The sequence below is a fragment of the Kluyvera ascorbata ATCC 33433 genome (assembly GCF_000735365.1).
Taxonomy (GTDB): Bacteria; Pseudomonadota; Gammaproteobacteria; order Enterobacterales; family Enterobacteriaceae; genus Kluyvera; species Kluyvera ascorbata.
Window position 1 is genome coordinate 13318 of sequence record NZ_JMPL01000036.1, and the last position, 23367, is coordinate 36684.

Sequence of the window (23367 nt, forward strand, 5' to 3'; positions counted from 1 at the left end):
TTATTGAATCATTTGTGCGGAATAGCGACATAAACAATAACCCGGCGGCACCAGGGCCGCCGGGGGGAAAGCCTGGTCAGGCGGCTTTCTGCGATATTTGGCGAATAGCGTCGATCACTTCCAGTGAACGTAAAGCATCCGCCGCATCAATGATTGGCTCGGCCTCACCGACGATCACTTGCAGGAAATGGCGCAACTGTAGAATAAAGGGATCGATAGGTTCAACGGCGAGCGTTTCCTGTAATAACGGCGCGTGCCAGCCACGTTGTTCACCGTAGCGCCACCAGCGCATTTGCGGTATCGCCAGCGCGCCTTTGCTGCCGGAAATCAGATAGCAGTTTTCTGGGGTATGGGCGTAAATTTCATTCTCTGCCGAGTTCATCTCCCAGCTCCACGGGCTGACGCCGCAGTCGCTTAGCACAGCGCTTCCGAGCGCTCCGCAGGCAAAACGCAGATTCACTACCGCACTGTCTTCGTTAGCGAACCCGCGTCCGGCATTGCTGGTCATTGCCTGTACCTCTTCAATTTCACCGAGAAGATAGCGCAGCAGATCGATATCGTGCACCAGATTAACCAGTAGAGGCCCGGCGCCCGGTTCACGACGCCAGGCGACGTCGAAGTAGTCATCGGGCTTTTGCAGGATCCAGTGCGCCGAAACCGCCACGATGTTGCCCAGCTCACCGCTGTCGATAAGCGTCTTTGCCGCTGCCGTTAGCGCGTTGTGCCGCCGGTGGTGGCCCACCAGGACGGGAACCCCACGCAGTGCCGCAGCGTCGACTAGCTCCTGCGCGCGTTCTGGTGATTCGGCGACTGGTTTTTCCACCAGCACCGGAATGCCGCGTTCCACGCAGGCGATAGCGCACGGTACGTGCAGGGTATTTGGCGTAGCGTTAATCACCCCCTGTGGGTTGGTCCGATCCAGCATGTCATTGATATCGGCATACCACGCGACACCCAGCGATGCCGCCAGCGTCTGAGCCTGAGGTGAAGGATCGGCCAGCGCAACCAGCTCCGCTTCAGGCGTCTGCTGAATAACGTCAATATGCTTGCGACCGATAGCGCCCGCGCCGATAACGGCAAGACGGATGCGATTCATGATGGGCTCCTCAGGGTGGTTGTGATGGTGGATTTCGCCTTGGCCGGGCTTGCCGCCCAGTAACCTTTGGCGGCCAGACCGATGACGGTCAGGGCTGCGGGGATACCGAGGATCAGGAATACCGATTTAAAATCGAGCCCCAGCGCCAGCATTTCCGCACCGGCGAAGGCGCTTAGAATGGCGCCGATTCGCCCGACACCGTGCATCCAGCTTGAGCCGGTAGCACGGGCCTGGGTGGGATAGAAACGGGCGGAAAGGGCGTTCATACCGGTATTCGCACCGTTAAGGCAGGCGCCGCTGACGAAGGCCAGCAGGCACAGCAACGGGAAGTTCACCCCTGCGTAGCCAATCGCCATGGTGAACAGACCGCCCACGGCGAAGATAACCCCCAGCGCCCGATGCGGATCGATGCGGTCCATCAGCCAGCCTGCGAACAACGAGCCAACGGTGCCGCCAGCCTGGTAAATGGCGGTCATTATCGCCGCCTGACTGACGGTCAGACCTATCTCTTTTACCAGCGTCGGCAGCCAGCTACCGAGGATATACACCAGGAACAGCCCCATAAAATAGACCAGCCACAGCATCAGCGAGCCGAACAAATACTCGCGTGACAGCACAATGCGCATGGCGCTGCTCTTAATAGGCTGCTGGGGCAGAATAAAGCTGACATTTTCGCTGACCTGACCGGGGAAAAACCGCTGAAGGATGGCGTGTATTCGCGCGGCGGGGGCCTGCTTAATCACCAGGAAGCGCGCCGATTCTGGCAGCTTCCAGATAAGTACCGGTGCGAATAACAGCGGCAGCACGCCGCCCAGCGCCATCAATGAGTGCCAGCCAAACTGTGGAATAAGCCATGAGGCGGCAAACCCGCCGATGGCCGCACCAAAGGTAAAGCCGCAGAAGATGACGGTGATAATAAACGAGCGCTGACGCTCCGGTGCGTACTCCGAGACCAGCGTGCTCATGTTAGGCATGGCAGCGCCCAGCCCGAGTCCGGTCATAAAGCGGAAGAAGATCATCTGTTCGATGTTCTGGGAAAACGCCGTAGCGATAGTCCAGAAACCGAAGAAGAAGACGCTGTTAATGATGATTTTTTTGCGCCCCAGCCAGTCGGCAAGCGGCCCGGAGAAGAGCGCACCGAGCGCAAGGCCAATCAGCGCGGTACTGATAACAAAGCCGAGCTCATGGTTGCTGACGCCCCATTCCTGCTTCAGCGTTGGGGCGATAAAACCCATAATGGCGATATCAAAACCGTCCAGCGCAATGACGCAAAAACCGAGAAAAATGACCAGCTTCTGGTAGCGGCTGAGCGGGTTGGTGTTAATTAATTCTCTGACATCCAGGCGTTGTGTCTGTGACATGGCGAGCTCCCGTTTACAGGAAGGATTGTGCAGCGTTAAACAGCAACTGAGCGCGTTGTTGTGCCGGTAGTGCTCCCTGTGCGCCGGCCAACGGCACCTCTACCGAGACGGGGATGGTCGGCGGGAGCGCCGCAAGCAGGCCGCGGAGATCCAGCTCACCCTCGCCCGGGACACGACGCGCGCTGCGGGCCTGATAAATCAACTCCTGGGTATCCGTGGGTATTTGCGCCGGGGCATCGCAGAGCTGCATATAGTTCAGTTGTTCTGGCGCGAGCGCGCTCAGTGCTTCCAGCGACTCGCCCGCACGCCAGAAGTGAATGGTATCTACCAGAATGCCAACGTTGCGCTGCCCGCTTTCAGTAATCAGCTTTTGCGCGCTGGCAAGCGTGGGCAGATGGGTCCACGGCATCGGCTCCAGGTTCATGGTCAGGCCGTAGGCTTCCCCCGCCTGTGCCAGCTTCGCCAGGTTCTCCGCGCAGCGAGAAAGGTTATCGTCATTACCAGCGACCAGCACCTGCTGGGCTTCCAGCCGTGCAGCGGTTTCCAGGAACGGACGCAGCGCATCGAGGTTGAAATCCGGCGTCAGGCGGACAATTTCCACGTCGGAGACGCGAATGCCGGTATCGCGGAGTGCAGCCAGCGTTTCGCGTACCGTACGCGTATCGCCAAGCATGTCGTAATCGGGGTCGTCAGGCGTTGCGGGCAGCAGGCGAATGCCGACGTGGCTGTAGCCGGTGAGCGCGGCGATGCGCACCTGTTCCGGCGGTGAAACGTCCAGCACGGTCAGTGCCGCAAGGGAGAGAGAACGCATATTCATACAGACTCCAGTACAGTTGCAGGTGAGGTTTGTTGTTATGTTTGGCGCCTTTCCCTGGCTAAATGCGTGTTTTTTTATGAGGTTATATTTGCGGACAGATTTTTACCCACCAGATAACCAAAGGTCATGGCGGGGCCTAGCGTGATGCCGCCGCTGGGGTAGAACCCCTGCATCACGCTCGACATATCGTTGCCCACGGCGAACAGGCCGGGGATGGGATGTTGCTCGGCGTCCAGAACGCGCGCCCGTTCGTCGGTTTTCAGGCCGCTGAATGAGCCAAGCGAACCGGGCAGAATGCGTACCGCGAAGTAAGGTGCCTGTTGCAGCTCGCCCAGCGTTGGGTTGGGCTGGTGGCTGGCATCACCCTGCGCGCAGTTATAGGCCGATGCGCCGCGCTGGAAGTCGTCATCGTGGGCCTGACGGGCAAAGCCATTGAAGCGATTCACGGTGTCGCTGAGCGTTGACGCGTCGATGCCGCATTTTTGCGCCAGGGCTTCCAGCGTGTCGGCGCTTTGCAGATAGCCGGTTCGAAGCCAGGCTTTCACCGGGAACGGCGTGGGGCGTGCATGACCCAGCCCGTAGCGGTGCAGCGCACGGCTGTCGGCAATCAGCCAGGCTACCGGCTTTTCGCCTTCCGGCGTGGCGTCCAGCAGTGCGGCGATAAAGTCGTGGTAGGAGTCGGCTTCATTGACGAAGCGTTTGCCGTTGCTGCGTACCGCAATAAAACCGGGTTTGGCGCGCTCAACCAGGTGAGGGAATGCTAACTGTAGCCCGCTGGCGAGCGAGACGCGGGAGACGGGGGCCCACGCCATGGGGTGCTTAAGCGAGCTATCAAACTGTCCGCCCGCGGTTTCACCAAGGCGAATGCCGTCACCCTGATTTCCCGGAGGCGCGGCGGAGAAATGGCCGTAGCCCTGCGCCGCGTGTGGCACCTGCCCGGCCAGGCGCTGTTTATCGTGCGGAAAACCGCCGCAGGCCAGCACTACCGCACGGGCGTTAACCTGAATTTCGCCGTCATCACTATTGAGGATGGCGCCGGTCACGCCGCGGTTATCCTGCAATAAACGCGTCACCGGTGCATTGAGCTGGAAGTTCACATTAGCGTCCAGCGCAGAACGAAGAAGACGCGCGACCAGCGCATTGCCGTTGACCAGATGACGCCCGCGGCCATAGCACAGGCGTTGCCAGCCGTGACGCATCAGGCGGCGGGCGGCATACAGTGCCGATCGCGGCGAGCGCGTGGCGTTAAAGAAGTGCGCCATATCAGCGCCGCCCGCAATGCCCATGCCGGCAAGGCTGATAGTCTCCAGCGGCGGGCGCAGTCGGTGAAGCCAGTCGCCTAACCCGCGGGCATCGTACGGTTTTGCGGTGACGGAGCGACCACCGGTGGCATAGCCTGGGCTGTTATGAAAGTCGGGCATTTTGCTGCCGGACAGAAACTGCACGGCGGTGTTTTTCCGGAAAAAATCCACCATTTCCGGGCCGTAGCGTAAAAAGGTGCGCAGGCGTGCATCGGCGGGGCGGCCCTCCATCTCGGATTGCAGATAGCGCAGTGGGGCGGCATCGTCCTCCATTATGCCTTCCTCACGGGCCAGCGGGTTTTGCGGGATCCATAGCCATCCGCCCGACCATGCGCTGGTGCCGCCGATCGTCGATTCCTTTTCGGCGACGAGCACCCGCGCGCCGTGCAACGCGGCGGTGACGGCGGCAGAAAGCCCGGCGGCACCGGAGCCAATCACCAGCATATCTACCTCTACATGCCTGCTCATGGGGCACTCCTTATTGCAGCGGCGAGAAATCGGTGGGACGCATCAGCACCGATTCCAGACGCTCAACCGCTGCCAGTTCGCGGTTTTTCCGCGAGAAGGTTAGCCAGCGCTCGTCCTGAGACATACGCGCCCGGCGCACCAGACGGTCATCCAGGCTCTCGTAGGCCCAGATATGCACCACCTGATTGACCACGCCGATTTCGGTAAAGAAAAAGCCAATCAGCTTGCCGAGATGTTCGGTTTGCACCGCAAAGGCGTCGCTTTTGTACAGCGCCAGCCAGTCGGCCATTTTCAGTGGATTGATGGTGTAGGTGCGTTTTTCGTAGATCATGCTGCTTCTCCTGAAGTGTGTGGGGATGTGTTTGTCATATGCACGGCGGCCAGATAGCCGAAGGTAAGTGCTGGGCCAAGGGTGATGCCCGGGCCGGGGTAGGTACCTGCCATCATGGAATCCATATCGTTACCGACCGCATACAGGCCGTGGATGGGCTGTCCCTGTTGGTTGATGACCTGGGCGTCGGCGGTGGTCATCAGCCCGCGAGATGTGCCTAAGTCGCCGGTAAAAAGTTTGATGGCATAGAAGGGGGCGCTTAACAGTGGGGCGTTGCAGGCATTCGGGCCGTGTGCCGCGTCGCCCATCGCACGGTTATAGCTGTTGTCGCCTTTATGAAATTCCGGATCGCTGCCGTTTGCCGCATGCTGGTTGTAGCGGGAAACGGTTTGCTCAAGCTGCTGTGGGTCCAGGCCTAACTGCTGGGCCAGTTCGTTCAGGCTATCGGCCTGATGCAGATAGCCTGCACTCACCAGCGCATCGTTGTTAACCGGTGCCGGGCGCGCCAGCCCCAGACCATAGCGCTTCATTGCCTGCGCATCGCAGAGCAGGTAGCACGGGGCGTTTTCTGGCTGCTGCTGCATGGCGCTGGCGAAATGGTGGTAGGAGTTTGATTCGTTGACGAAGCGTACGCCGCGCTGGTTAACCGCAATGACCCCCGGTTTGGCACGGTCGGTGACCAGATGCGGAAAACGCTCTTCGCTACCGTCTGGGCGACGCAGTACGGAGACCGGAGCCCAGAAAAAGTTCGACGGCAGGTCTGCGCCTTGTCGGGCATCGACACTCAGTCCTAACTGGAAAGCCGCGCCGTCGTTGGTGACGGGTGACATGGTGTAATGCTGCTGCGTTGCCGGACGGAACTGTGGTGCGATGCGCCCGGCAGCAAAGCCCCCGGCGGCAAGCACGACGCCACGACGGGCATGTAAGGTGAGCGTTTGGCCATCACGCTCGATTTCAACGCCGGTCACGTGGCCGTTTTGCTCAACCAACGACGTCACCGTGACGTTAAGTTCCAGCTCCAGCCCTTTACGCAGCGCCAGCGTCGCCATGCGCGCAATCAGCGCGTTGCCCATTGCCAGACGAGTACCGCGGTGATGGCGCAGACGGTCGCGCCCGTAGCGGAGCAGCAGCTTTGTGCAGTGGGCCAACGAGCGCCACGAGCGACGCATATCGAGGAAGTGCTGGATATCGACGCGGTTCACCATTATGCCGCCAAACAGCAGCATGCCCGGCGGCGGCGAACGCAGGGTCGTGAAATGCTGTCCCAGCTCGCGGCCATCATACTCCACCACTTCCAGCGCACGGCCAACATCGACGCCACCGGGCTCATCCGGATAGTAGTCTGGCGACAGCGGGCGCAGGCTGTATTTCACCGCGCCTTCCTGTTCGAGAAAGGCCAGTGCTTCTCGCCCTGCATGGACAAAAGCATCAATCATGTCCGGGCGATAGTTCGCTTCACCAATAATGGCTCGCAGGTAGGTTTTCATGGCCTCTGGTGAGCCGCTTTTTCCCAGATTTCGGGCCTGATCGGTGTCGTTAATCCACACCGCCCCGCCAGAAATTGCTGAGGTGCCGCCAAAGTGCGGGGCTTTTTCAAGCATTAATACCGAAAGCCCTTTGCAGCAGGCGGTCACGGCGGCGGCAAAGCCCGCCGCGCCGCTGCCGATAACGATAACATCCCAGCTTTTCATGCTGCGGCCTCGTCAGGTTGTTCAATCGCGCCGATGAACTGCCCCATAAGTTGCATCTGCGCCAGCGCCATTTCCGGGCCGGTCTGGGTGCGGCAACCTCGTGTATTGGCAAAGGCCAGTAGTGGAGTGATAACCGGCGCAGTGACGACATCAGCGACGTGAGTCGTCGCCGTTAATGTCTCCAGTAGCGCTTGGCTTAACGGCAGCGCATCGAAGCCCGCCATGCCCGCGGGGGAGCCGTTGACCAGCAGATCAACCTCTGCCAATGAATCGGGGAGAGTGGAAATATGCACGGTTGGAAAATGGGTTGCTAAGCGGTTTTCCAGACGCTGGCGGCTGGCTTCGTCACGATCGTAGAGCGCGAGGTGGCTAATGCCCGCTTCGCACAATCCCCAGGCGATGGCGCTGCCGACGCCGCCACAGCCGGAAAGCAGAGCGCGTTTGCCTGCGGGGTTAAAGCCGTGCGCTTCAGCTGCGCGCTGGAAACCGACGCCGTCCAGCATGTCACCCTCTAAGCGACCATCTGCCAACTTGCGTACGACATTAACGGCATTGAGATGACGTGCACGAGACGTGAGGGTATCAAGCAGCCCGGCCACGCGCTGTTTATGCGGCACGGTGACCAGAATGCCGCTCATGTTCTGCCAGCCGCGTAGCGCATTCAGGTAGTCGGCAACGGCATCCGGCGCGATATCGACCGGGATCATTACCTTATCCATGCTCTGGCTGGCAAAGTAGTGGTTAAAGTTTTCCGGTGATTTCACCTGGGTAATGGGGTGCCCGATAACGGCGACGACCTGAGTAAATCCGCTGACCATTGTTCACCTCGTTTGTTAATAAACTGTTGCCTGAGTATTTCAATGGAAGCGGTGAGCGACAACGCAGAATTCGGACAGGTTGGTTGTTAATCGCACCGACAGTGCGATAATCGCAGTAATCGACTTCCTCTGTTGCAAAAGTGTGAACAGCTATGCAAAACGAGATTCATCAGCGCGATTTGATCGTGGGATTGCAAAAAGGGCTGGCGCTGATCCAGCTTTTTTCGAAGGCAAACCCACGGCTGACGGTGCCGCAGGCGGCAAAAATGAGCGGGTTGACGCAGAGCGCGGCTCGCCGATTTTTCCTGACGCTGGTACATGACGGCTATCTGGATACCGACGGGCGCTACTACTGGCTGATGGCGAAAACGCTGCGTCTGGGGCAGGCCTATGTCGATTCCGCGCAGTTCCCGCGTATGGTGCGGCCAATTGTTGAATATGTTGCCAGTCGTACAGAGGAGCACGCGTCGGTGGGGGTGATTGATGATAACGAGCTGGTCTATATTGCCCGCAGCAAACACACGCCATTTAACTCAACTTCTGTGCGGCTCGGTGAACGAGTACCGATTCACTGCACCGCGGGCGGTCGCTTGTGGTTAGCCTCCTTGCCGGAAGCTGAATGCGAGGCCGTGTTGCAGCGAGTGACCCGCGAGCAGCGAACGCCTTACACGGTGACGGATGTACCGACATTGATGGAGCGTATCGCGCAGGTCCGTCGTCAGGGATACGCCTCTATTGAGCAGGAGTTTGAGATAGGTATGCTGGTGATCGCCGTTCCACTTGCTGATAGGGAAGGGCTGTACTGGGGAGCGCTGAGTCTGACCAGCCATCAGTCGCGCACGTCGCTGGAGGCGCTGTGCCGGGATCATCTGGATCTGCTGTATAGCGCGCAGGCGATGCTGGTGGGCTAGTCAGGTGAAAAAATTGGGTGCGTTGAGAATACCTGGCAGCATCAAGAGTGGCGGGGATGACTCCCCGCCGGGTCTCTTACTTAACAGATTCGTAGGCTGTGAAGACGGCGACCTCCGTATGCCCGCTGCGGATACGGACCGCGCAAAGATCTTTGCGCGTGACCAGTACCGACATCACGACGGTAATACAGAGGACAATCAGGGCAACAATCACTACCTTGTTCCGTTTCATAGGCTACTTCTCCTTGACCCTAAGGTCGGTAAGAGGCTAACCTAATACTGGTTGGTATTTAGGGGCCTCAGATTAATGTTAAGCGTCTTGCCGGACGCAGAATGTTATCTGGGGCTTTTGTCTATCTGCCTTTCACATCTTGCTCAAGACAAACAGTCTCAAGCACCCGCCGCGATTCTATACCTCTTCCCTTCGAATGAGCCGCCTAAACGCTGGCTTCGCCGCTATTTAGGAAAACATCAATATTGGGCGCTGGCGCTTTTCTTCAGACAATAAAAAACCCCGCCGAAGCGAGGTTTTTATCAAACGGTGTCTCTTTACCAGACGTAAGTCAGCAGGTTCTGAGAATTCGGCACCATAAAGTCGACGGACATCATCACAGACAGCGCGGTAATGGCGATGATGGAGAAGCCGAACAGCTTGCGCGCCCAGACCTTATCATCTTCCACTTTATAACCGCGCAGCGCCATGCCAAGCCACCAGACGCTCACCGCTGCTGCAACGATCAGGTATTTATACCCAGCGTAGCCGCCCAGAGAGAGCATCAATGTGGCCAGAGCAAACGCCACGATGTACAGCGTGATGTGGTTTTTCGCCACTGCAATGCCTTTCACTACCGGCAGAACCGGAATGTTCGCTGCCTGATAATCCTTGAAGCGGAAAATCGCGATAGCGTAGGAGTGAGGCATCTGCCACAGGCTGAAAATCGCCAGCAGAATCAGTGCACCGCTGTCGAAATTGCCGGTCACTGCGCAGTAGCCAATCACCGGCGGCGCAGCGCCGGAGAGAGAACCAATCAGCGTGCCGTAAACGGAGTGGCGCTTCATGTACAGGCTGTAAACGCCGACATAAACCACGAACCCCATTACCCCCAGCCAGCAGGCGAGGGGATTGGCGCCGAACCACAGCAGCATGAAGCCAGCGAGACCCAGCAAAGTGGCGTAGACCAGCGACGTTTTTGGCGCAATCAGTCCCTTAACCAGCACTCGGTTCTTCGTTCGCTCCATCTTACGGTCGATGTCACGATCGATGTAGTTGTTGAAAACACAACCCGAGGCGACCACCAGGGACACGCCGATCAGAGTCCAGGCGAACAGCGGATAATCAATGTGACCTTTAGAGGCCAGCAGGAAACCGCCGATCACGGAGATCAGGTTGCCAAAAATGATGCCAGGCTTCGTTACTTGCAGGTATCGCTTAAACATACTCGCCGCTCTTAGTGAACCATCATGTTGTAGTTCAGGTTCCACATAATCCAGATGGAGCCTACAACCACGATGGCAATGATTATCACGGTAAAGACAAACGCGGTCAGGTTCCAGCCTTCGTCAGACTTGCTGTTCATGTGCAGGAAGTACACCAGGTGTACGACAATCTGCACAACAGCGGTTACCAGAATGGTACCCAGAATCGCCGCATGCGACGCGGTGCCGGTCATCACCATCCAGAACGGGATCACCGTCAGGATGATAGACAGGATGAAACCTGTCATGTACGACTTCACGCTACCGTGGGATGCGCCGCTATGATCGTTAGAATGACTCATTACATTGCCCCCATCAGATAAACAACCGAGAACACACAGATCCACACGACGTCCAGGAAGTGCCAGAACAGGCTCAGGCACAGGATACGTGTACGGTTAGTACTGGTCAGGCCGCGGCGAGAAATCTGCACCATCAGCACCGCCATCCAGATAAGACCGGAGGTTACGTGCAGACCGTGCGTACCAACCAGCGCGAAGAACGCTGACAGGAAGCCGCTGCGATCCGGGCCCATACCTTCAACAATCAGGTGATGGAATTCATAGATTTCCATCGCGATGAACCCTGCACCAAAGAGGAAGGTCAGGGCGAGCCAGGAAACGACCTGGCTCTTGTTATTTTTGTACATGGCGATAGCCGCCATGCCGTAGGTGATGGAGCTGAATAACAGCAGTGCAGTTTCAACCAGAACGAACGGCAGCTCGAAGATATCTTTACCCGCCGGGCCGCCAGCCGTGCCGTTCACCAGAACGGCATAGGTAGCGAACAGGGTGGCGAAGATGATGCAGTCGCTCATCAGGTAGATCCAGAAGCCGAAGATCTTCATCGGCCCTGTATCGTGATGCCCATGTTCATGCGCGTGGGCGTTATGCGCCAGAGTATCAGTTGCCATTTTTCAGCCCTGCCTTAGAAATCTCATCGAAATGCTGATTTTCCAGTTTTTCGACTTCTGCAACCGGCACGTAGTAATCCACGTCCTCGTCAAAGCTTTTGATAATCCAGGTGATCACGATGCCTGCGAAGCTAGCAATCGCCATCCACCAGATATGCCAGATCATGGCGAAACCAAAGATTGTTGCGAAGGCGGCAATCACAATGCCCGCACCGCTGTTTTTCGGCATATGAATTTCTTCATAATGAGCCGGCTGCTTGTACGCTTCGCCTTTCTCTTTCATTTCCCAGAATGCGTCACGTTCGTGAATCTGCGGCACAATGGCAAAGTTGTAGAACGGAGGAGGGGAAGAGGTTGCCCACTCCAGCGTACGGCCGCCCCATGGGTCACCGGTCAGGTCACGGTTCTGCTCGCGGTCGCGAATAGAAACGTAGAACTGAATCAGCTGGCACAGGATACCGCAGGCGATCAGCGCCGCACCGCATGCTGCAACAACCAGCATCGGGTGGAACTGCGGGTCAATCTGCTGGCTCAGGCGACGGGTCATGCCCATGAAGCCCAGCACGTACAGAGGCATAAACGCAACGAAGAAGCCGATGATCCAGAACCAGAAGGCGCGTTTGCCCCAGGTTTCGTTCAGGGTGAAGCCAAAGGCTTTCGGCCACCAGTAGGTCAGACCGGCAAAGCAACCGAATACCACACCGCCGATGATAACGTTATGGAAGTGCGCAATCAGGAACAGGCTGTTGTGCAGCACGAAGTCCGCACCCGGCACTGCCAGCAGAACGCCGGTCATACCGCCGACCGAGAAGGTCACGATAAAGCCGATGGTCCACAGCATCGCAGAGTTGAAGACGATGCGACCCTGATACATGGTGAACAGCCAGTTGAAGATCTTAACCCCGGTAGGGATGGCGATAATCATCGTGGTAATACCGAAGAAGGCGTTTACGTTCGCGCCAGCACCCATGGTGAAGAAGTGGTGCAGCCAAACGATGAACGACAGGATGGTAATACACACGGTCGCCCACACCAGTGAGGTGTAACCGAACAGGCGTTTACGGGAGAAGGTCGCTGCAACTTCAGAGAATACACCGAAGACTGGCAGTACCAGAATGTACACTTCCGGGTGACCCCAGGCCCAAATCAGGTTGATGTACATCATCATGTTGCCGCCCATATCGTTGGTAAAGAAATGGGTGCCCAGATAGCGATCCAGGGTCAGCAGCGCGACGGTAACCGTCAGAATTGGGAAGGAGGCGATAATCAGGATGTTGGCGCACAGAGATGCCCAGGCAAAGACCGGCATCTTGAACATCGTCATTCCTGGCGCACGCATCTTGATGATGGTCACGAAGAAGTTAATACCGGTCAGTGTGGTACCAATACCGGAGAGCTGAAGCGCCCATATCCAGTAATCGACACCTACGCCCGGACTGTACTCTATTCCCGAGAGCGGCGGATAGGCCAGCCAGCCGGTCTGAGCAAATTCACCAACGCCCAGGGACAGGTTAACCAGAATCACACCGACAACGGTGAACCAGAAGCTCAGGTTGTTCAGGAATGGGAACGCTACGTCACGCGCGCCGATCTGCAGTGGAACCACCAGGTTCATCAGACCGATAACGAACGGCATCGCTACGAAGAAGATCATGATAACGCCGTGGGCGGTAAAGACCTGATCGTAGTGGTGCGGTGGCAGGAAGCCTGCATCGCCCGCTGAAGCCAGCACCTGCTGGCTACGCATCATCACGGCATCGGCAAAGCCACGCAGCAGCATGACGATAGCAACGATGACATACATGATGCCAAGACGTTTGTGGTCAACCGAAGTCAGCCACTCTTTCCATAGATAAGACCACTTACCGAAGTAAGTGATGGCCGCCAGGAGAGCGAGTCCCCCGACGATAATGGCAGCCACCGTAACCATGATAATGGGTTCATGGTAGGGCACTGCATCCAGTGTCAGTTTTCCGAACATCGTATTCTTCCTCGGCCCCTTAGTGAGCGGATTCCGCGTGGCTCATGTCCATGCCTTCCATTCCTTCGTGCGATGCGTGTTCGCCTTCTGGTTTGGTCATGTCCATGCTCTTGCCGTGATCCATGAATTTGCTGGTTACTGCTTTAAACAAATCAGGTTTCACGCTGGAGAAGTACTCCACTTTGTTGTATTCGCTCGGTGCAGCCAATTTCTCGAAGGTAGCCATGTCATCCATGGTGTTCGGAGATTGTTTCGCTTTCGCGACCCACTGATCGAATGCGGCACGATCCGGCGTTGCAATGGCTTTGAACTTCATTCCAGAGAAGCCCTGGCCGCTATAGCTAGCAGAGATACCGTCGTAGATACCTGCTTCGTTAGCGATCAGATGCAGGTTGGTCTGCATACCGGCCATCGCGTAAATCTGGCTGCCCAGACGCGGGATAAAGAAGGAGTTCATCACGGAGTTAGAGGTCACTTTGAACTGCACCGGAACGTTCGCTGGGAAAGCGATTTCGTTAACGGTAGCAATGCCCTGCTCCGGGTAGATGAAGAACCATTTCCAGTCCATGGAAACCACTTCGATAGTGATTGGTTTCTCATCATGGGCTAGCGGTTTGCTCGGTTCTAAAGCGTGAGTGGTTTTCCAGGTCAGTACGGCGAGGAAGATGATGATAAGAATTGGCACGGTCCAGACCACAGCTTCCACTTTATTGGAGTGTGACCAGTTCGGGCTATACTTCGCATCTTTATTGCTCGCACGATACTTCCAGGCGAAACCAACGGCCATTAAGACGGCCGGGATTACGACGATCATCATCAGGCCGAAAGCCGTCAGAATCAGCGAACGCTGCTCCAGTCCAATCTGTCCTTTGGGGTCAAGAAGTGCAGAATCACAGCCACTGAGTAATACAGTGCCGGCGATTAATGACAACCATCCCAAGTTTTTATTGTATTTCCTGAGTCTCATGTAACGACCTCAATTCCACGGGGTGTTGGTGGCGTTTAAAGTGTGTGGGCATTTTACGGGAAGGTTACATTACTGTAAACATCATTAGGGCTCTGTCAGTTATGTGTTACCGGGTTCTGCCGCACCTGTCACAGATGTTGCTAAATGTGTCTGTTTTTCGAGCGGAAAGCCCATCTGGCGGGCGTTATAACGAAAGGGGGTATGGGGAGGTGGGTGAGATGGTAATTGGTATAACCATTGCCAAAAATATACAAATAATTAACAATTAATCATCAAAAAATAGACAATTAAAAAACGAAAAATTAATTACTCTGGTGCTGAATCGGTTAAAGAAATAAAGCGTATTTTACACGTTCCAATAATTTCCAGAATTCTAAAGCGCACAAAAGCACAAATATTTTTTTTACATACGATGCACGAGTAATTATTACGGATAGTGATTACAACGTAGGCTTCACATTTTCATCTTATTTTAGCGGAACTGCGTTTTTCGCAGAGCAAGATAGTCCAGCAGACAACCGAACACGATGCCAACAAAGGCAATCAGCACCCCGACTTCGAGTACGATTCCGGACCATTCGAGTGCGGTGAGGTTCAGGGCATTCGCAATCAGCATCACCAGCCAGATACCCAACAGCGCGGTACCTAGAAGCAACAGTCGCAGCGCAAGGCGGTAGGCACCAGCGTAGCTATCACGCGGCATAAATTGCTCGGTTTGCTGAGTGTATTCCAGCGTCTGGCGGCAGATAAGCAGCAGCAAAATGCCCGGTACGGCGGCAATAACGGAGAACAGATAGAACGTTGGCCAGCCGTGAGCTTCGACAAACCAGCCGGCAATTGGCCCAACGTAGACACGCCCGACGGCGGAGAGCGCCGACAGTAGCGCAAACTGGGTCGCGGAAAACGACTTGTTACACAGCGTCATCAGCAGCGCGACGAATGCAGCCGTGCCCATGCCACCGCATAGGTTTTCAAAGAAGACCGCGGCGGCCATGGAATAAATATGTTTATCGGTGACCGAGAGCGCCCAATAGCCAGCGTTCGATACACCCTGCAAAATGCCAAATATCAGCAGCGCGCGGAACAGCGTCAGGCGCTGCATCAGCACGCCACCGTAAAGTGCGCCGACAATGGTCGCAAACAGGCCGAGGGTTTTGTTAACCATCCCTACCTGGCCTGCGTCAAACCCGACGCCGCGAATGAGGAAGGTGGTCGTCAGGCTCATGGCGAAGGCATCGCCCAGCTTGTACATCACGATAAGCAGCAAGATAAGCCAGGCATTATTACGGCCGAAGAAGTCCTTTAATGGTGCAACAACCGCCTGCTCAAGGCTTTTAGGAACGGGGATGACGTCGCTGGGTTCAGGTGCCAGCAGCGTAGCAATAATACAAGGTACCAGCAGTGCGGCCATCAGCCAGTACATGCCCTGCCAGCCGAGCCATTTATCCGCCAGCCACAGCGCTAACCCACCGGAAACCAGCATCCCGAGGCGATAGCCCAGCACGCTAATCGCCGCGCCTGCACCGCGTTCCTCTGCCGGAAGCACGTCGGTTTTCCAGGCATCGAAGACGATATCCTGCGACGCGGAACAGAAGGCGATAATCACCGCCAGCGCTGCCATCCAGCGCAGTTGCGTGGAGGGCTCAAGAAAACCCATCGCGGCGATGGCGATAAGCAGTAAACATTGGGTCGTTAATAGCCAGCCGCGACGGCGCCCTAAAAACGGCGGCGTATAGCGGTCCATGACCGGAGACCACAGAAACTTAAAAACGTATGCCTGGCCGACAAGCGAGAAAAAACCAATGGTTTTCAGATCGATGTTTTCGACCGTCATCCATGCCTGCAGCGTCCCTGAGGTCAGGGCGAGCGGTAAGCCGGAAGCAAAGCCAAGAATCAGCAGAATGGCTGATTTCGGTTGCTGAAAAATGCGGAGATAGTGACCAGACATAGTTTTCTTTGTTCAGACCCGGCCGAAGCCGGGTCTGTGACGAGATTAGCGCGCGTTCTGCTTGATGAAATCGTGGATAGTGGTGTCTTGTGCCATATCGGCGATGGTATCGCCCAGCACGCTATCAACGGTATCGGAAATGTTTTTGTTGGAAGCCTGGAATGCGCCTTCAACGGAGTAGTTAGAACGGTAATTTTTGGTCATTTTATTACCGTTAGCAGCGGTCGCGATGATGGCGATGTCGGCTTTGGTAGAAATGTTGTAACGCACGTTACCCTGGGAAACGTCTGCGTACAGCTGATTAACGATAATCTGCAGGTTAACCGCACCGTTCGGGCCAATCATATAACCGCGTGCGGTCATCTGTTTTTCCAGTACTTCCTGCATCAGGAAACGCAGGTCACGGGAAGCGGTCAGGGTGACCAGCTGGTTGTTACGGGTGACTTTTGCCAGTGCCTGATCCTGACGCTGGTCGGCACCGGTGATGCTAACGGTGACGCCCATCAGGCTTGGATCTTGCTGAGGCAGAGTGATTTTTGGCGACACTTCAACCGTGGTTGGAGGCGTTGCGCATCCAGCCAGCATAAACAGTGCTACCAGTGGGAAGAGGATTTTTTTTAACATGTTAGGGGTCTCAAACGCATTGTTTACTGAAAATTCCCGCCATCATAACATCGCCATCGGTCAGGGGAAGTAGGCAACGCATGTAATTTCATCGTGTTGTTGCTTTTGTGTACTCGGAAACAAATAGAAGTAGGATTTAAGATGAGAAGCGATTGTAAAAGACGTTAACTTCATCTACTTGAGAAATAAAATGGCGTGAACGCTAATTTTTTGTTGCCTTCGTGTAATGGAATCAGTAAAAGCGGCTAACATTTAAAGGGATAGGCGGCATCTTAACGTTGTCGGAGGAGTAATATCATGATGATGCGTGAACAAATCGAAGAAAAACTGAGGGCAGCGTTTGAACCTGTTTTCCTGGAAGTCGTAGACGAAAGCTACCGCCACAACGTACCGGCCGGCTCTGAGAGCCACTTTAAAGTTGTGCTGGTGAGCGATAAGTTTACCGGGGAACGTTTTCTGAATCGTCATCGGATGATCTACGGAACGTTAACAGAGGAGTTTGCGTCCACCGTCCATGCGCTGGCATTGCATACTTACACGCGAAAAGAGTGGGAAGGTTTGCAAGATACCGTCATTACCTCACCGCCATGCCGCGGAGCGGGCACTATCGCGTAGAAAAGGCATTTGCAACACGGAACTTTTCCAGTATGTTGCGTACAGATTATGAGAAAACGGCCTGCGGGCCGTTTTGTTTTGTCTGAATTTTGAGCGCATTCGACAGCGTTCAGACAAAAATTAGCCGGGAATTGTGAAAAATGCCGCAGCAACGCGTGATAACCGTTCTCGACTCATAAAAGTGATGCCGCTATAATGCTGCGTCTTATTTTTCGGAATGTCTTCGGGATGATTCTGACGACAGGGAATGTGATTGATTACGAGAGCATCCCAGGTCCGCAACGCCAGCTTTTCGAGCTTGCGGAGTAGAGTTGACCGAGCACTGTGATTTTTTTGAGGTAACAAGATGCAAGTTTCAGTTGAAACCACTCAGGGCCTTGGCCGCCGTGTAACGATTACTATCGCTGCTGACAGCATCGAGACCGCTGTAAAAAGCGAGCTGGTCAACGTAGCGAAAAAAGTACGCATTGACGGTTTCCGTAAAGGTAAAGTACCGATGAATGTTGTTGCTCAGCGTTATGGCGCTTCCGTGCGTCAGGACGTTCTGGGTGACCTGATGAGTCGTAACTTCGTTGACGCGATCATCAAAGAGAAAATCAATCCAGCTGGCGCGCCTAACTACGTTCCAGGTGAATACAAGCTGGGTGAAGACTTCACCTACGCAGTAGAATTCGAAGTGTACCCAGAAGTTGAACTGAAGGGTCTGGACGCTATCGAAGTTGAAAAACCAGTTGTTGAAGTGACCGAAGCTGACGTTGACGGCATGCTGGACACTCTGCGTAAGCAGCAGGCAACCTGGAAAGACAAAGACGGCGTTGTTGACGCTGAAGACCGTGTTACCGTTGACTTCTCCGGCTCCGTAGACGGCGAAGAATTCGAAGGCGGCAAAGCGACTGATTTCGTACTGGCAATGGGTCAGGGTCGTATGATCCCAGGCTTTGAAGACGGTATCAAAGGTCACAAAGCAGGTGAAGAGTTCGTTATCGACGTAACCTTCCCAGAAGAATACCACGCTGAAAACCTGAAAGGTAAAGCGGCTAAATTCGCGATTACCCTGAAGAAAGTTGAAGAGCGTGAGCTGCCAGAACTGACTGCTGAATTCATCAAACGTTTCGGCGTTGAAGATGGTTCCGTTGAAGGCCTGCGCGCTGAAGTGCGTAAAAACATGGAACGCGAGCTGAAAGGCGCGGTACGTAACCGCGTTAAGTCTCAGGCAATCGAAGGTCTGGTTAAAGCGAACGAAATCGACGTTCCTGCTGCCCTGATCGACAGCGAAATCGACGTTCTGCGCCGTCAGGCTGCACAGCGCTTCGGTGGCAACCAGCAGCAAGCGATGGAACTGCCTCGCGAACTGTTCGAAGAGCAGGCGAAACGCCGCGTAGTTGTTGGCCTGCTGCTGGGCGAAGTGATTCGTACCCACGAGCTGAAAGCTGACGAAGCACGCGTTGCTACCCTGATCGAAGAAATGGCATCTGCCTACGAAGATCCGAAAGAAGTTATTGAATTCTACAGCAAAAACAAAGAGCTGATGGAAAACATGCGCAGTGTCGCTCTGGAAGAACAGGCTGTTGAAGCGGTTCTGGAAAAAGCGAAAGTGACTGAAAAAGCAACTTCCTTCAATGAACTGATGAACCAGCAGGCGTAATTTCGCTTACCGGTTTACGGTTTTGAGAAAAAACCCGTTGCCTTTTGGTGACGGGTTTTTTTATTGCAGCAATAACCAAAGCTTGCGTGATAAAACGGCTTTTCGGTGTTAGCGTATCAACAAAATATTGTTATGCTTGAAATAGGGTAGGATCGTACCCATAACTGAGGGAACGAATCACTCGCCGCATCTCTATAATTAGCAAGCTGTGGCTATTTTATTTATTATCCAGGAGACGGAAATGTCATACAGTGGCGAACGAGATAATTTTGCACCCCACATGGCCCTGGTGCCGATGGTCATTGAACAGACCTCACGTGGCGAACGTTCTTTTGATATCTACTCCCGTCTGCTTAAAGAGCGCGTTATCTTTCTGACCGGTCAGGTCGAAGACCACATGGCAAACCTGATTGTGGCGCAAATGCTGTTTCTGGAAGCGGAAAACCCGGAAAAAGACATTTATTTATACATCAACTCCCCAGGTGGCGTGATTACAGCAGGGATGTCTATTTATGACACCATGCAGTTTATCAAGCCGGATGTCAGCACCATTTGTATGGGGCAAGCGGCATCTATGGGCGCGTTCCTGCTGACCGCAGGCGCAAAAGGTAAGCGCTTCTGCTTGCCAAACTCCCGCGTAATGATTCACCAGCCGCTGGGCGGTTATCAGGGCCAGGCAACGGATATCGAAATCCATGCCCGTGAGATCCTGAAGGTGAAAGGACGCATGAATGAGCTTATGGCGCACCATACCGGCAAATCGCTGGAGCAGATTGAGAGCGACACGGAACGTGACCGTTTCCTGTCTGCTTCTGAAGCTGTCGAGTATGGTCTGGTTGACTCAATTTTGAGCCAGCGTAACTAATGTCATGACGGCACGTGCCGCTGCACGGTATATACTACTAAGGGCGGCACAACGCTTGCGTAGCAGCTTGCGCTTAAGAATGGCATTTGCGTCGTCATATGCGGCACAAAGAACTTAAAAAGAGGTTTTGACTCATGACAGATAAACGCAAAGATGGCTCGGGCAAACTGTTGTACTGCTCTTTTTGCGGCAAAAGCCAGCACGAAGTGCGTAAGCTCATCGCCGGCCCATCCGTGTATATCTGCGACGAATGCGTCGACTTATGTAACGACATCATTCGCGAAGAGATTAAAGAAGTGGCGCCGCATCGTGAACGCAGTGCTCTGCCGACGCCACACGAAATTCGCCACCACTTAGATGACTACGTTATCGGTCAGGAACAGGCGAAAAAGGTGCTGGCCGTTGCGGTCTACAACCACTACAAACGTCTGCGTAACGGTGATACCAACAACGGTGTTGAGCTCGGCAAAAGTAACATTCTGCTGATTGGCCCGACCGGTTCAGGTAAAACCCTGCTGGCTGAAACGCTGGCGCGCCTGCTGGACGTACCGTTCACCATGGCCGATGCGACCACCCTGACCGAAGCTGGTTACGTGGGTGAAGACGTTGAAAACATTATTCAGAAGCTGCTGCAGAAGTGCGACTACGACGTACAGAAAGCACAGCGCGGTATTGTTTACATCGATGAAATCGACAAGATTTCTCGTAAGTCCGATAACCCGTCAATCACCCGCGACGTATCCGGTGAAGGCGTACAGCAGGCGCTGTTGAAGCTGATTGAAGGCACCGTGGCGGCCGTTCCGCCGCAGGGTGGCCGTAAACATCCGCAGCAGGAGTTCCTGCAGGTTGATACCTCGAAGATCCTGTTTATCTGCGGTGGTGCATTTGCTGGTCTGGATAAAGTGATTGCTAACCGTGTTGAAACTGGCTCCGGCATTGGTTTCGGCGCAACCGTAAAAGCAAAATCCGACAAAGCCAGCGAAGGTGAACTGCTGACCCAGGTTGAGCCAGAAGATCTGATCAAATTTGGTCTGATCCCTGAGTTCATCGGCCGTCTGCCGGTGGTCGCAACCCTGACTGAGCTGAGCGAAGAAGCGCTGATTCAGATCCTCAAAGAGCCGAAAAACGCCCTGACCAAACAGTATCAGGCGCTGTTTAACCTCGAAGGCGTGGATCTGGAATTCCGTGACGAAGCGCTGGACGCTATCGCCAAGAAAGCGATGGCGCGTAAAACCGGTGCTCGTGGTCTGCGCTCCATCGTAGAAGCCGCGCTGCTCGAAACCATGTACGATCTGCCTTCTATGGAAGACGTTGAGAAAGTGGTTATCGACGAATCGGTGATTGCCGGTCAAAGCGAACCGCTGCTGATTTACGGCAAGCCGGAAGCGCAGCAGGCATCTGGCGAATAATTCACCAGTTCATACAATCAGTTAATCAAAAAGGGGGGATTTTATCTCCCCTTTTATTTTTCCGTATTCATGGCGTTGAATGTGTGGAATACATCCCCATATACTGGTTACATGTTAATGGTTGTGTGAAGCACAGTCGCATGACCAGTTTACCTGGCGGACACTAAACTAAGAGAGAGCTCTATGAATCCTGAGCGTTCTGAACGCATTGAAATCCCCGTATTGCCGTTGCGCGATGTGGTGGTTTATCCGCACATGGTCATCCCCTTATTTGTAGGGCGGGAAAAATCTATCCGTTGTCTTGAAGCGGCCATGGATCATGATAAAAAAATCATGCTGGTCGCGCAGAAAGATGCTTCAACGGATGAGCCGGGTGTAAACGATCTTTTCACCGTCGGGACCGTGGCCTCTATTTTACAAATGCTGAAGCTGCCTGACGGTACGGTCAAAGTGCTGGTCGAAGGGCTGCAGCGTGCGCGTATTTCTACGCTCTCTGATAACGGCGAACACTTCTCCGCGAAAGCAGAGTACCTTGAATCGCCGGCCATTGAAGAGCGCGAGCAGGAAGTACTGGTACGCACCGCGATTGGTCAGTTTGAAGGCTATATCAAGCTGAACAAGAAAATCCCACCAGAAGTGCTGACGTCGCTGAACAGCATCGACGACCCTGCACGTCTGGCTGACACCATCGCGGCCCACATGCCGTTGAAGCTGGCAGATAAACAGTCCGTTCTGGAGATGTCTGACATCAACGAGCGCCTGGAATATCTGATGGCGATGATGGAGTCAGAAATCGATCTGCTGCAGGTTGAGAAGCGCATTCGCAACCGCGTCAAAAAGCAGATGGAGAAATCCCAGCGTGAGTACTATCTGAACGAGCAAATGAAAGCCATTCAGAAAGAACTCGGCGAGATGGACGAAGTTCCTGACGAAAACGAAGCGTTGAAGCGTAAGATCGACGCGGCGAAAATGCCGAAAGAGGCGAAAGAGAAAACCGAAGCCGAACTGCAGAAGCTGAAAATGATGTCACCGATGTCAGCTGAAGCCACCGTGGTTCGCGGTTATATCGACTGGATGGTGCAGGTGCCGTGGAATTCGCGCAGCAAGGTCAAAAAAGACCTTCGTCAGGCGCAGGAAATCCTCGATACCGATCATTATGGCCTCGAGCGCGTCAAAGACCGTATTCTTGAGTATCTCGCGGTTCAAAGCCGTGTGAACAAGCTGAAAGGGCCAATCCTGTGCCTGGTAGGGCCTCCTGGTGTGGGTAAAACCTCTCTGGGTCAGTCCATTGCGCAGGCGACCGGACGTAAATACGTTCGTATGGCGCTGGGCGGCGTACGTGACGAAGCGGAAATCCGCGGTCACCGTCGTACTTACATCGGCTCTATGCCGGGTAAACTGATCCAGAAAATGGCCAAAGTGGGCGTTAAAAACCCGCTGTTCCTGCTCGATGAAATCGACAAAATGTCTTCGGACATGCGCGGTGACCCGGCCTCTGCTCTGCTGGAAGTACTTGATCCAGAACAGAACGTGGCGTTCAGCGATCACTACCTGGAAGTCGATTACGATCTCAGCGACGTAATGTTCGTGGCGACGTCGAACTCCATGAACATTCCAGCGCCGCTGCTGGACCGTATGGAAGTGATCCGTCTGTCCGGTTATACCGAAGACGAGAAGCTGAACATTGCAAAACGTCACCTGCTGCCGAAGCAGATTGAACGTAATGCGCTGAAAAAAGGCGAGCTGACGGTTGATGACAGCGCGATTGTTGGCATCATTCGTTACTACACCCGTGAAGCGGGCGTCCGTAGCCTGGAACGTGAAATCTCGAAGCTGTGCCGTAAAGCGGTTAAACAGCTGTTGCTGGATAAAGATCTGAAGCACATCGAGATTAATGGCGACAATCTGCATGATTTCCTCGGCATTCAGCGCTTCGACTACGGTCGCGCCGATGACGAAAACCGTGTGGGTCAGGTCACCGGTCTGGCGTGGACGGAAGTGGGCGGCGACCTGCTGACCATTGAAACCGCCTGTGTACCGGGTAAAGGCAAGCTGACTTATACCGGTTCTCTGGGTGAAGTGATGCAGGAGTCCATTCAGGCAGCGCTGACCGTGGTGCGCGCGCGCGCA

21 protein-coding genes are annotated in these 23367 nt (G+C 54.8%); 6 read left to right on the forward strand and 15 right to left on the reverse strand.

Features of this window, described 5'->3' with window-relative positions:
• Window positions 1–76 precede the first annotated feature (76 nt).
• From GKAS_RS10895 to GKAS_RS10925, 7 genes are all read right to left on the reverse strand, one after another.
• On the reverse strand, window positions 77–1096 hold the full coding sequence (locus GKAS_RS10895) for a Gfo/Idh/MocA family protein (protein WP_035894280.1): 1020 nt from the start codon (window positions 1094–1096) through the stop codon (window positions 77–79).
• Window positions 1093–2457, reverse strand: coding sequence for an MFS transporter (locus GKAS_RS10900; protein ID WP_035894281.1), 1365 nt, complete (start codon window positions 2455–2457; stop codon window positions 1093–1095). The genes GKAS_RS10895 and GKAS_RS10900 overlap by 4 nt, the downstream gene beginning before the upstream one ends.
• A 13-nt stretch (window positions 2458–2470) precedes the next feature.
• Window positions 2471–3274, reverse strand: coding sequence for a sugar phosphate isomerase/epimerase family protein (locus tag GKAS_RS10905; protein ID WP_035894282.1), 804 nt, complete (start codon window positions 3272–3274; stop codon window positions 2471–2473).
• Between the two features lie 74 nt (window positions 3275–3348).
• On the reverse strand, window positions 3349–5043 hold the full coding sequence (locus tag GKAS_RS10910) for an FAD-dependent oxidoreductase (RefSeq protein WP_035894283.1): 1695 nt from the start codon (window positions 5041–5043) through the stop codon (window positions 3349–3351).
• Window positions 5044–5053: 10 nt separating this feature from the next.
• Complete coding sequence (locus tag GKAS_RS10915; RefSeq protein WP_035894285.1) at window positions 5054–5374, reverse strand: NIPSNAP family protein; 321 nt, start codon at window positions 5372–5374, stop codon at window positions 5054–5056.
• On the reverse strand, window positions 5371–7065 hold the full coding sequence (locus GKAS_RS10920) for an FAD-dependent oxidoreductase (protein WP_035894286.1): 1695 nt from the start codon (window positions 7063–7065) through the stop codon (window positions 5371–5373). Before GKAS_RS10920 ends, GKAS_RS10915 begins: the two co-directional genes overlap by 4 nt.
• The gene (locus GKAS_RS10925; RefSeq protein WP_035894287.1) at window positions 7062–7883 is read right to left on the reverse strand and encodes a shikimate dehydrogenase family protein; all 822 of its coding nucleotides are present in this window, start codon (window positions 7881–7883) and stop codon (window positions 7062–7064) included. The genes GKAS_RS10920 and GKAS_RS10925 overlap by 4 nt, the downstream gene beginning before the upstream one ends.
• A gap of 152 nt (window positions 7884–8035) precedes the next feature.
• On the opposite strand from GKAS_RS10925, the gene GKAS_RS10930 reads away from it, so the two are divergent.
• Window positions 8036–8794 (forward strand): IclR family transcriptional regulator domain-containing protein, encoded by a 759-nt coding sequence (locus tag GKAS_RS10930; protein WP_035894289.1) that lies wholly within the window; start codon window positions 8036–8038, stop codon window positions 8792–8794.
• 76 nt (window positions 8795–8870) lie between these two features.
• Here GKAS_RS10930 and GKAS_RS10935 read toward each other — a convergent pair whose 3' ends face one another.
• The 8 genes from GKAS_RS10935 to GKAS_RS10970 form a co-directional block, all read right to left on the reverse strand.
• A complete protein-coding gene (locus GKAS_RS10935) occupies window positions 8871–9026 on the reverse strand; it encodes a Hok/Gef family protein (RefSeq protein ID WP_035894290.1) in 156 nt (51 codons plus the stop codon).
• A 317-nt stretch (window positions 9027–9343) separates the two neighbouring features.
• Window positions 9344–10231 (reverse strand): heme o synthase, encoded by an 888-nt coding sequence (gene cyoE / locus GKAS_RS10940; protein ID WP_035894291.1) that lies wholly within the window; start codon window positions 10229–10231, stop codon window positions 9344–9346.
• An 11-nt stretch (window positions 10232–10242) separates the two neighbouring features.
• On the reverse strand, window positions 10243–10572 hold the full coding sequence (locus tag GKAS_RS10945; protein ID WP_035894294.1) for a cytochrome o ubiquinol oxidase subunit IV: 330 nt from the start codon (window positions 10570–10572) through the stop codon (window positions 10243–10245).
• Window positions 10572–11183 carry a cytochrome o ubiquinol oxidase subunit III gene (locus tag GKAS_RS10950; protein WP_035894295.1) on the reverse strand — a complete coding sequence of 204 codons (612 nt, stop codon included), beginning with the start codon at window positions 11181–11183 and terminating at the stop codon, window positions 10572–10574. Before GKAS_RS10950 ends, GKAS_RS10945 begins: the two co-directional genes overlap by 1 nt.
• Entirely contained in the window at window positions 11173–13164 is a 1992-nt protein-coding gene (gene cyoB, locus GKAS_RS10955; RefSeq protein WP_035894296.1) for a cytochrome o ubiquinol oxidase subunit I, read from the reverse strand. Before cyoB ends, GKAS_RS10950 begins: the two co-directional genes overlap by 11 nt.
• Window positions 13165–13183: 19 nt before the next feature.
• Window positions 13184–14131 carry a cytochrome o ubiquinol oxidase subunit II gene (cyoA, locus tag GKAS_RS10960; protein ID WP_035894297.1) on the reverse strand — a complete coding sequence of 316 codons (948 nt, stop codon included), beginning with the start codon at window positions 14129–14131 and terminating at the stop codon, window positions 13184–13186.
• Window positions 14132–14603: 472 nt separating this feature from the next.
• Window positions 14604–16079, reverse strand: a complete 1476-nt coding sequence (gene ampG / locus GKAS_RS10965; protein ID WP_035894298.1) for a muropeptide MFS transporter AmpG — start codon at window positions 16077–16079, stop codon at window positions 14604–14606.
• Between the two features lie 45 nt (window positions 16080–16124).
• Window positions 16125–16703, reverse strand: coding sequence for a lipoprotein (locus GKAS_RS10970; RefSeq protein WP_035894299.1), 579 nt, complete (start codon window positions 16701–16703; stop codon window positions 16125–16127).
• A gap of 297 nt (window positions 16704–17000) precedes the next feature.
• Between GKAS_RS10970 and bolA the strand changes: the two genes are divergently transcribed.
• From bolA to lon, 5 genes are all read left to right on the forward strand, one after another.
• The gene (gene bolA / locus GKAS_RS10975; protein ID WP_035894301.1) at window positions 17001–17318 is read left to right on the forward strand and encodes a transcriptional regulator BolA; all 318 of its coding nucleotides are present in this window, start codon (window positions 17001–17003) and stop codon (window positions 17316–17318) included.
• A gap of 346 nt (window positions 17319–17664) precedes the next feature.
• Window positions 17665–18963 (forward strand): trigger factor, encoded by a 1299-nt coding sequence (gene tig / locus GKAS_RS10980; RefSeq protein WP_035894302.1) that lies wholly within the window; start codon window positions 17665–17667, stop codon window positions 18961–18963.
• Window positions 18964–19204: 241 nt separating this feature from the next.
• On the forward strand, window positions 19205–19828 hold the full coding sequence (gene clpP, locus GKAS_RS10985) for an ATP-dependent Clp endopeptidase proteolytic subunit ClpP (protein WP_035894303.1): 624 nt from the start codon (window positions 19205–19207) through the stop codon (window positions 19826–19828).
• 134 nt (window positions 19829–19962) lie between these two features.
• A complete protein-coding gene (gene clpX, locus GKAS_RS10990; protein WP_035894304.1) occupies window positions 19963–21237 on the forward strand; it encodes an ATP-dependent protease ATP-binding subunit ClpX in 1275 nt (424 codons plus the stop codon).
• A 183-nt stretch (window positions 21238–21420) separates the two neighbouring features.
• The coding region (gene lon, locus GKAS_RS10995) for an endopeptidase La (RefSeq protein ID WP_035894306.1) at window positions 21421–23367 on the forward strand (1947 nt) is incomplete at its 3' end.

Coding starts and splice junctions, on each gene's coding strand:
- GKAS_RS10900 (WP_035894281.1), bottom strand. CDS start 2,457: ATGTCACAGACACAACGCCTGGATGTCAGAGAATTAATTAACACCAAC.
- cyoA (WP_035894297.1), bottom strand. CDS start 14,131: ATGAGACTCAGGAAATACAATAAAAACTTGGGATGGTTGTCATTAATC.
- GKAS_RS10930 (WP_035894289.1), top strand. CDS start 8,036: ATGCAAAACGAGATTCATCAGCGCGATTTGATCGTGGGATTGCAAAAA.
- cyoE (WP_035894291.1), bottom strand. CDS start 10,231: ATGTTTAAGCGATACCTGCAAGTAACGAAGCCTGGCATCATTTTTGGC.
- cyoB (WP_035894296.1), bottom strand. CDS start 13,164: ATGTTCGGAAAACTGACACTGGATGCAGTGCCCTACCATGAACCCATT.
- GKAS_RS10970 (WP_035894299.1), bottom strand. CDS start 16,703: ATGTTAAAAAAAATCCTCTTCCCACTGGTAGCACTGTTTATGCTGGCT.
- GKAS_RS10915 (WP_035894285.1), bottom strand. CDS start 5,374: ATGATCTACGAAAAACGCACCTACACCATCAATCCACTGAAAATGGCC.
- GKAS_RS10925 (WP_035894287.1), bottom strand. CDS start 7,883: ATGGTCAGCGGATTTACTCAGGTCGTCGCCGTTATCGGGCACCCCATT.
- GKAS_RS10905 (WP_035894282.1), bottom strand. CDS start 3,274: ATGAATATGCGTTCTCTCTCCCTTGCGGCACTGACCGTGCTGGACGTT.
- GKAS_RS10895 (WP_035894280.1), bottom strand. CDS start 1,096: ATGAATCGCATCCGTCTTGCCGTTATCGGCGCGGGCGCTATCGGTCGC.
- GKAS_RS10920 (WP_035894286.1), bottom strand. CDS start 7,065: ATGAAAAGCTGGGATGTTATCGTTATCGGCAGCGGCGCGGCGGGCTTT.
- GKAS_RS10935 (WP_035894290.1), bottom strand. CDS start 9,026: ATGAAACGGAACAAGGTAGTGATTGTTGCCCTGATTGTCCTCTGTATT.
- ampG (WP_035894298.1), bottom strand. CDS start 16,079: ATGTCTGGTCACTATCTCCGCATTTTTCAGCAACCGAAATCAGCCATT.
- GKAS_RS10910 (WP_035894283.1), bottom strand. CDS start 5,043: ATGAGCAGGCATGTAGAGGTAGATATGCTGGTGATTGGCTCCGGTGCC.
- bolA (WP_035894301.1), top strand. CDS start 17,001: ATGATGATGCGTGAACAAATCGAAGAAAAACTGAGGGCAGCGTTTGAA.
- GKAS_RS10945 (WP_035894294.1), bottom strand. CDS start 10,572: ATGAGTCATTCTAACGATCATAGCGGCGCATCCCACGGTAGCGTGAAG.
- tig (WP_035894302.1), top strand. CDS start 17,665: ATGCAAGTTTCAGTTGAAACCACTCAGGGCCTTGGCCGCCGTGTAACG.
- GKAS_RS10950 (WP_035894295.1), bottom strand. CDS start 11,183: ATGGCAACTGATACTCTGGCGCATAACGCCCACGCGCATGAACATGGG.
- clpX (WP_035894304.1), top strand. CDS start 19,963: ATGACAGATAAACGCAAAGATGGCTCGGGCAAACTGTTGTACTGCTCT.
- clpP (WP_035894303.1), top strand. CDS start 19,205: ATGTCATACAGTGGCGAACGAGATAATTTTGCACCCCACATGGCCCTG.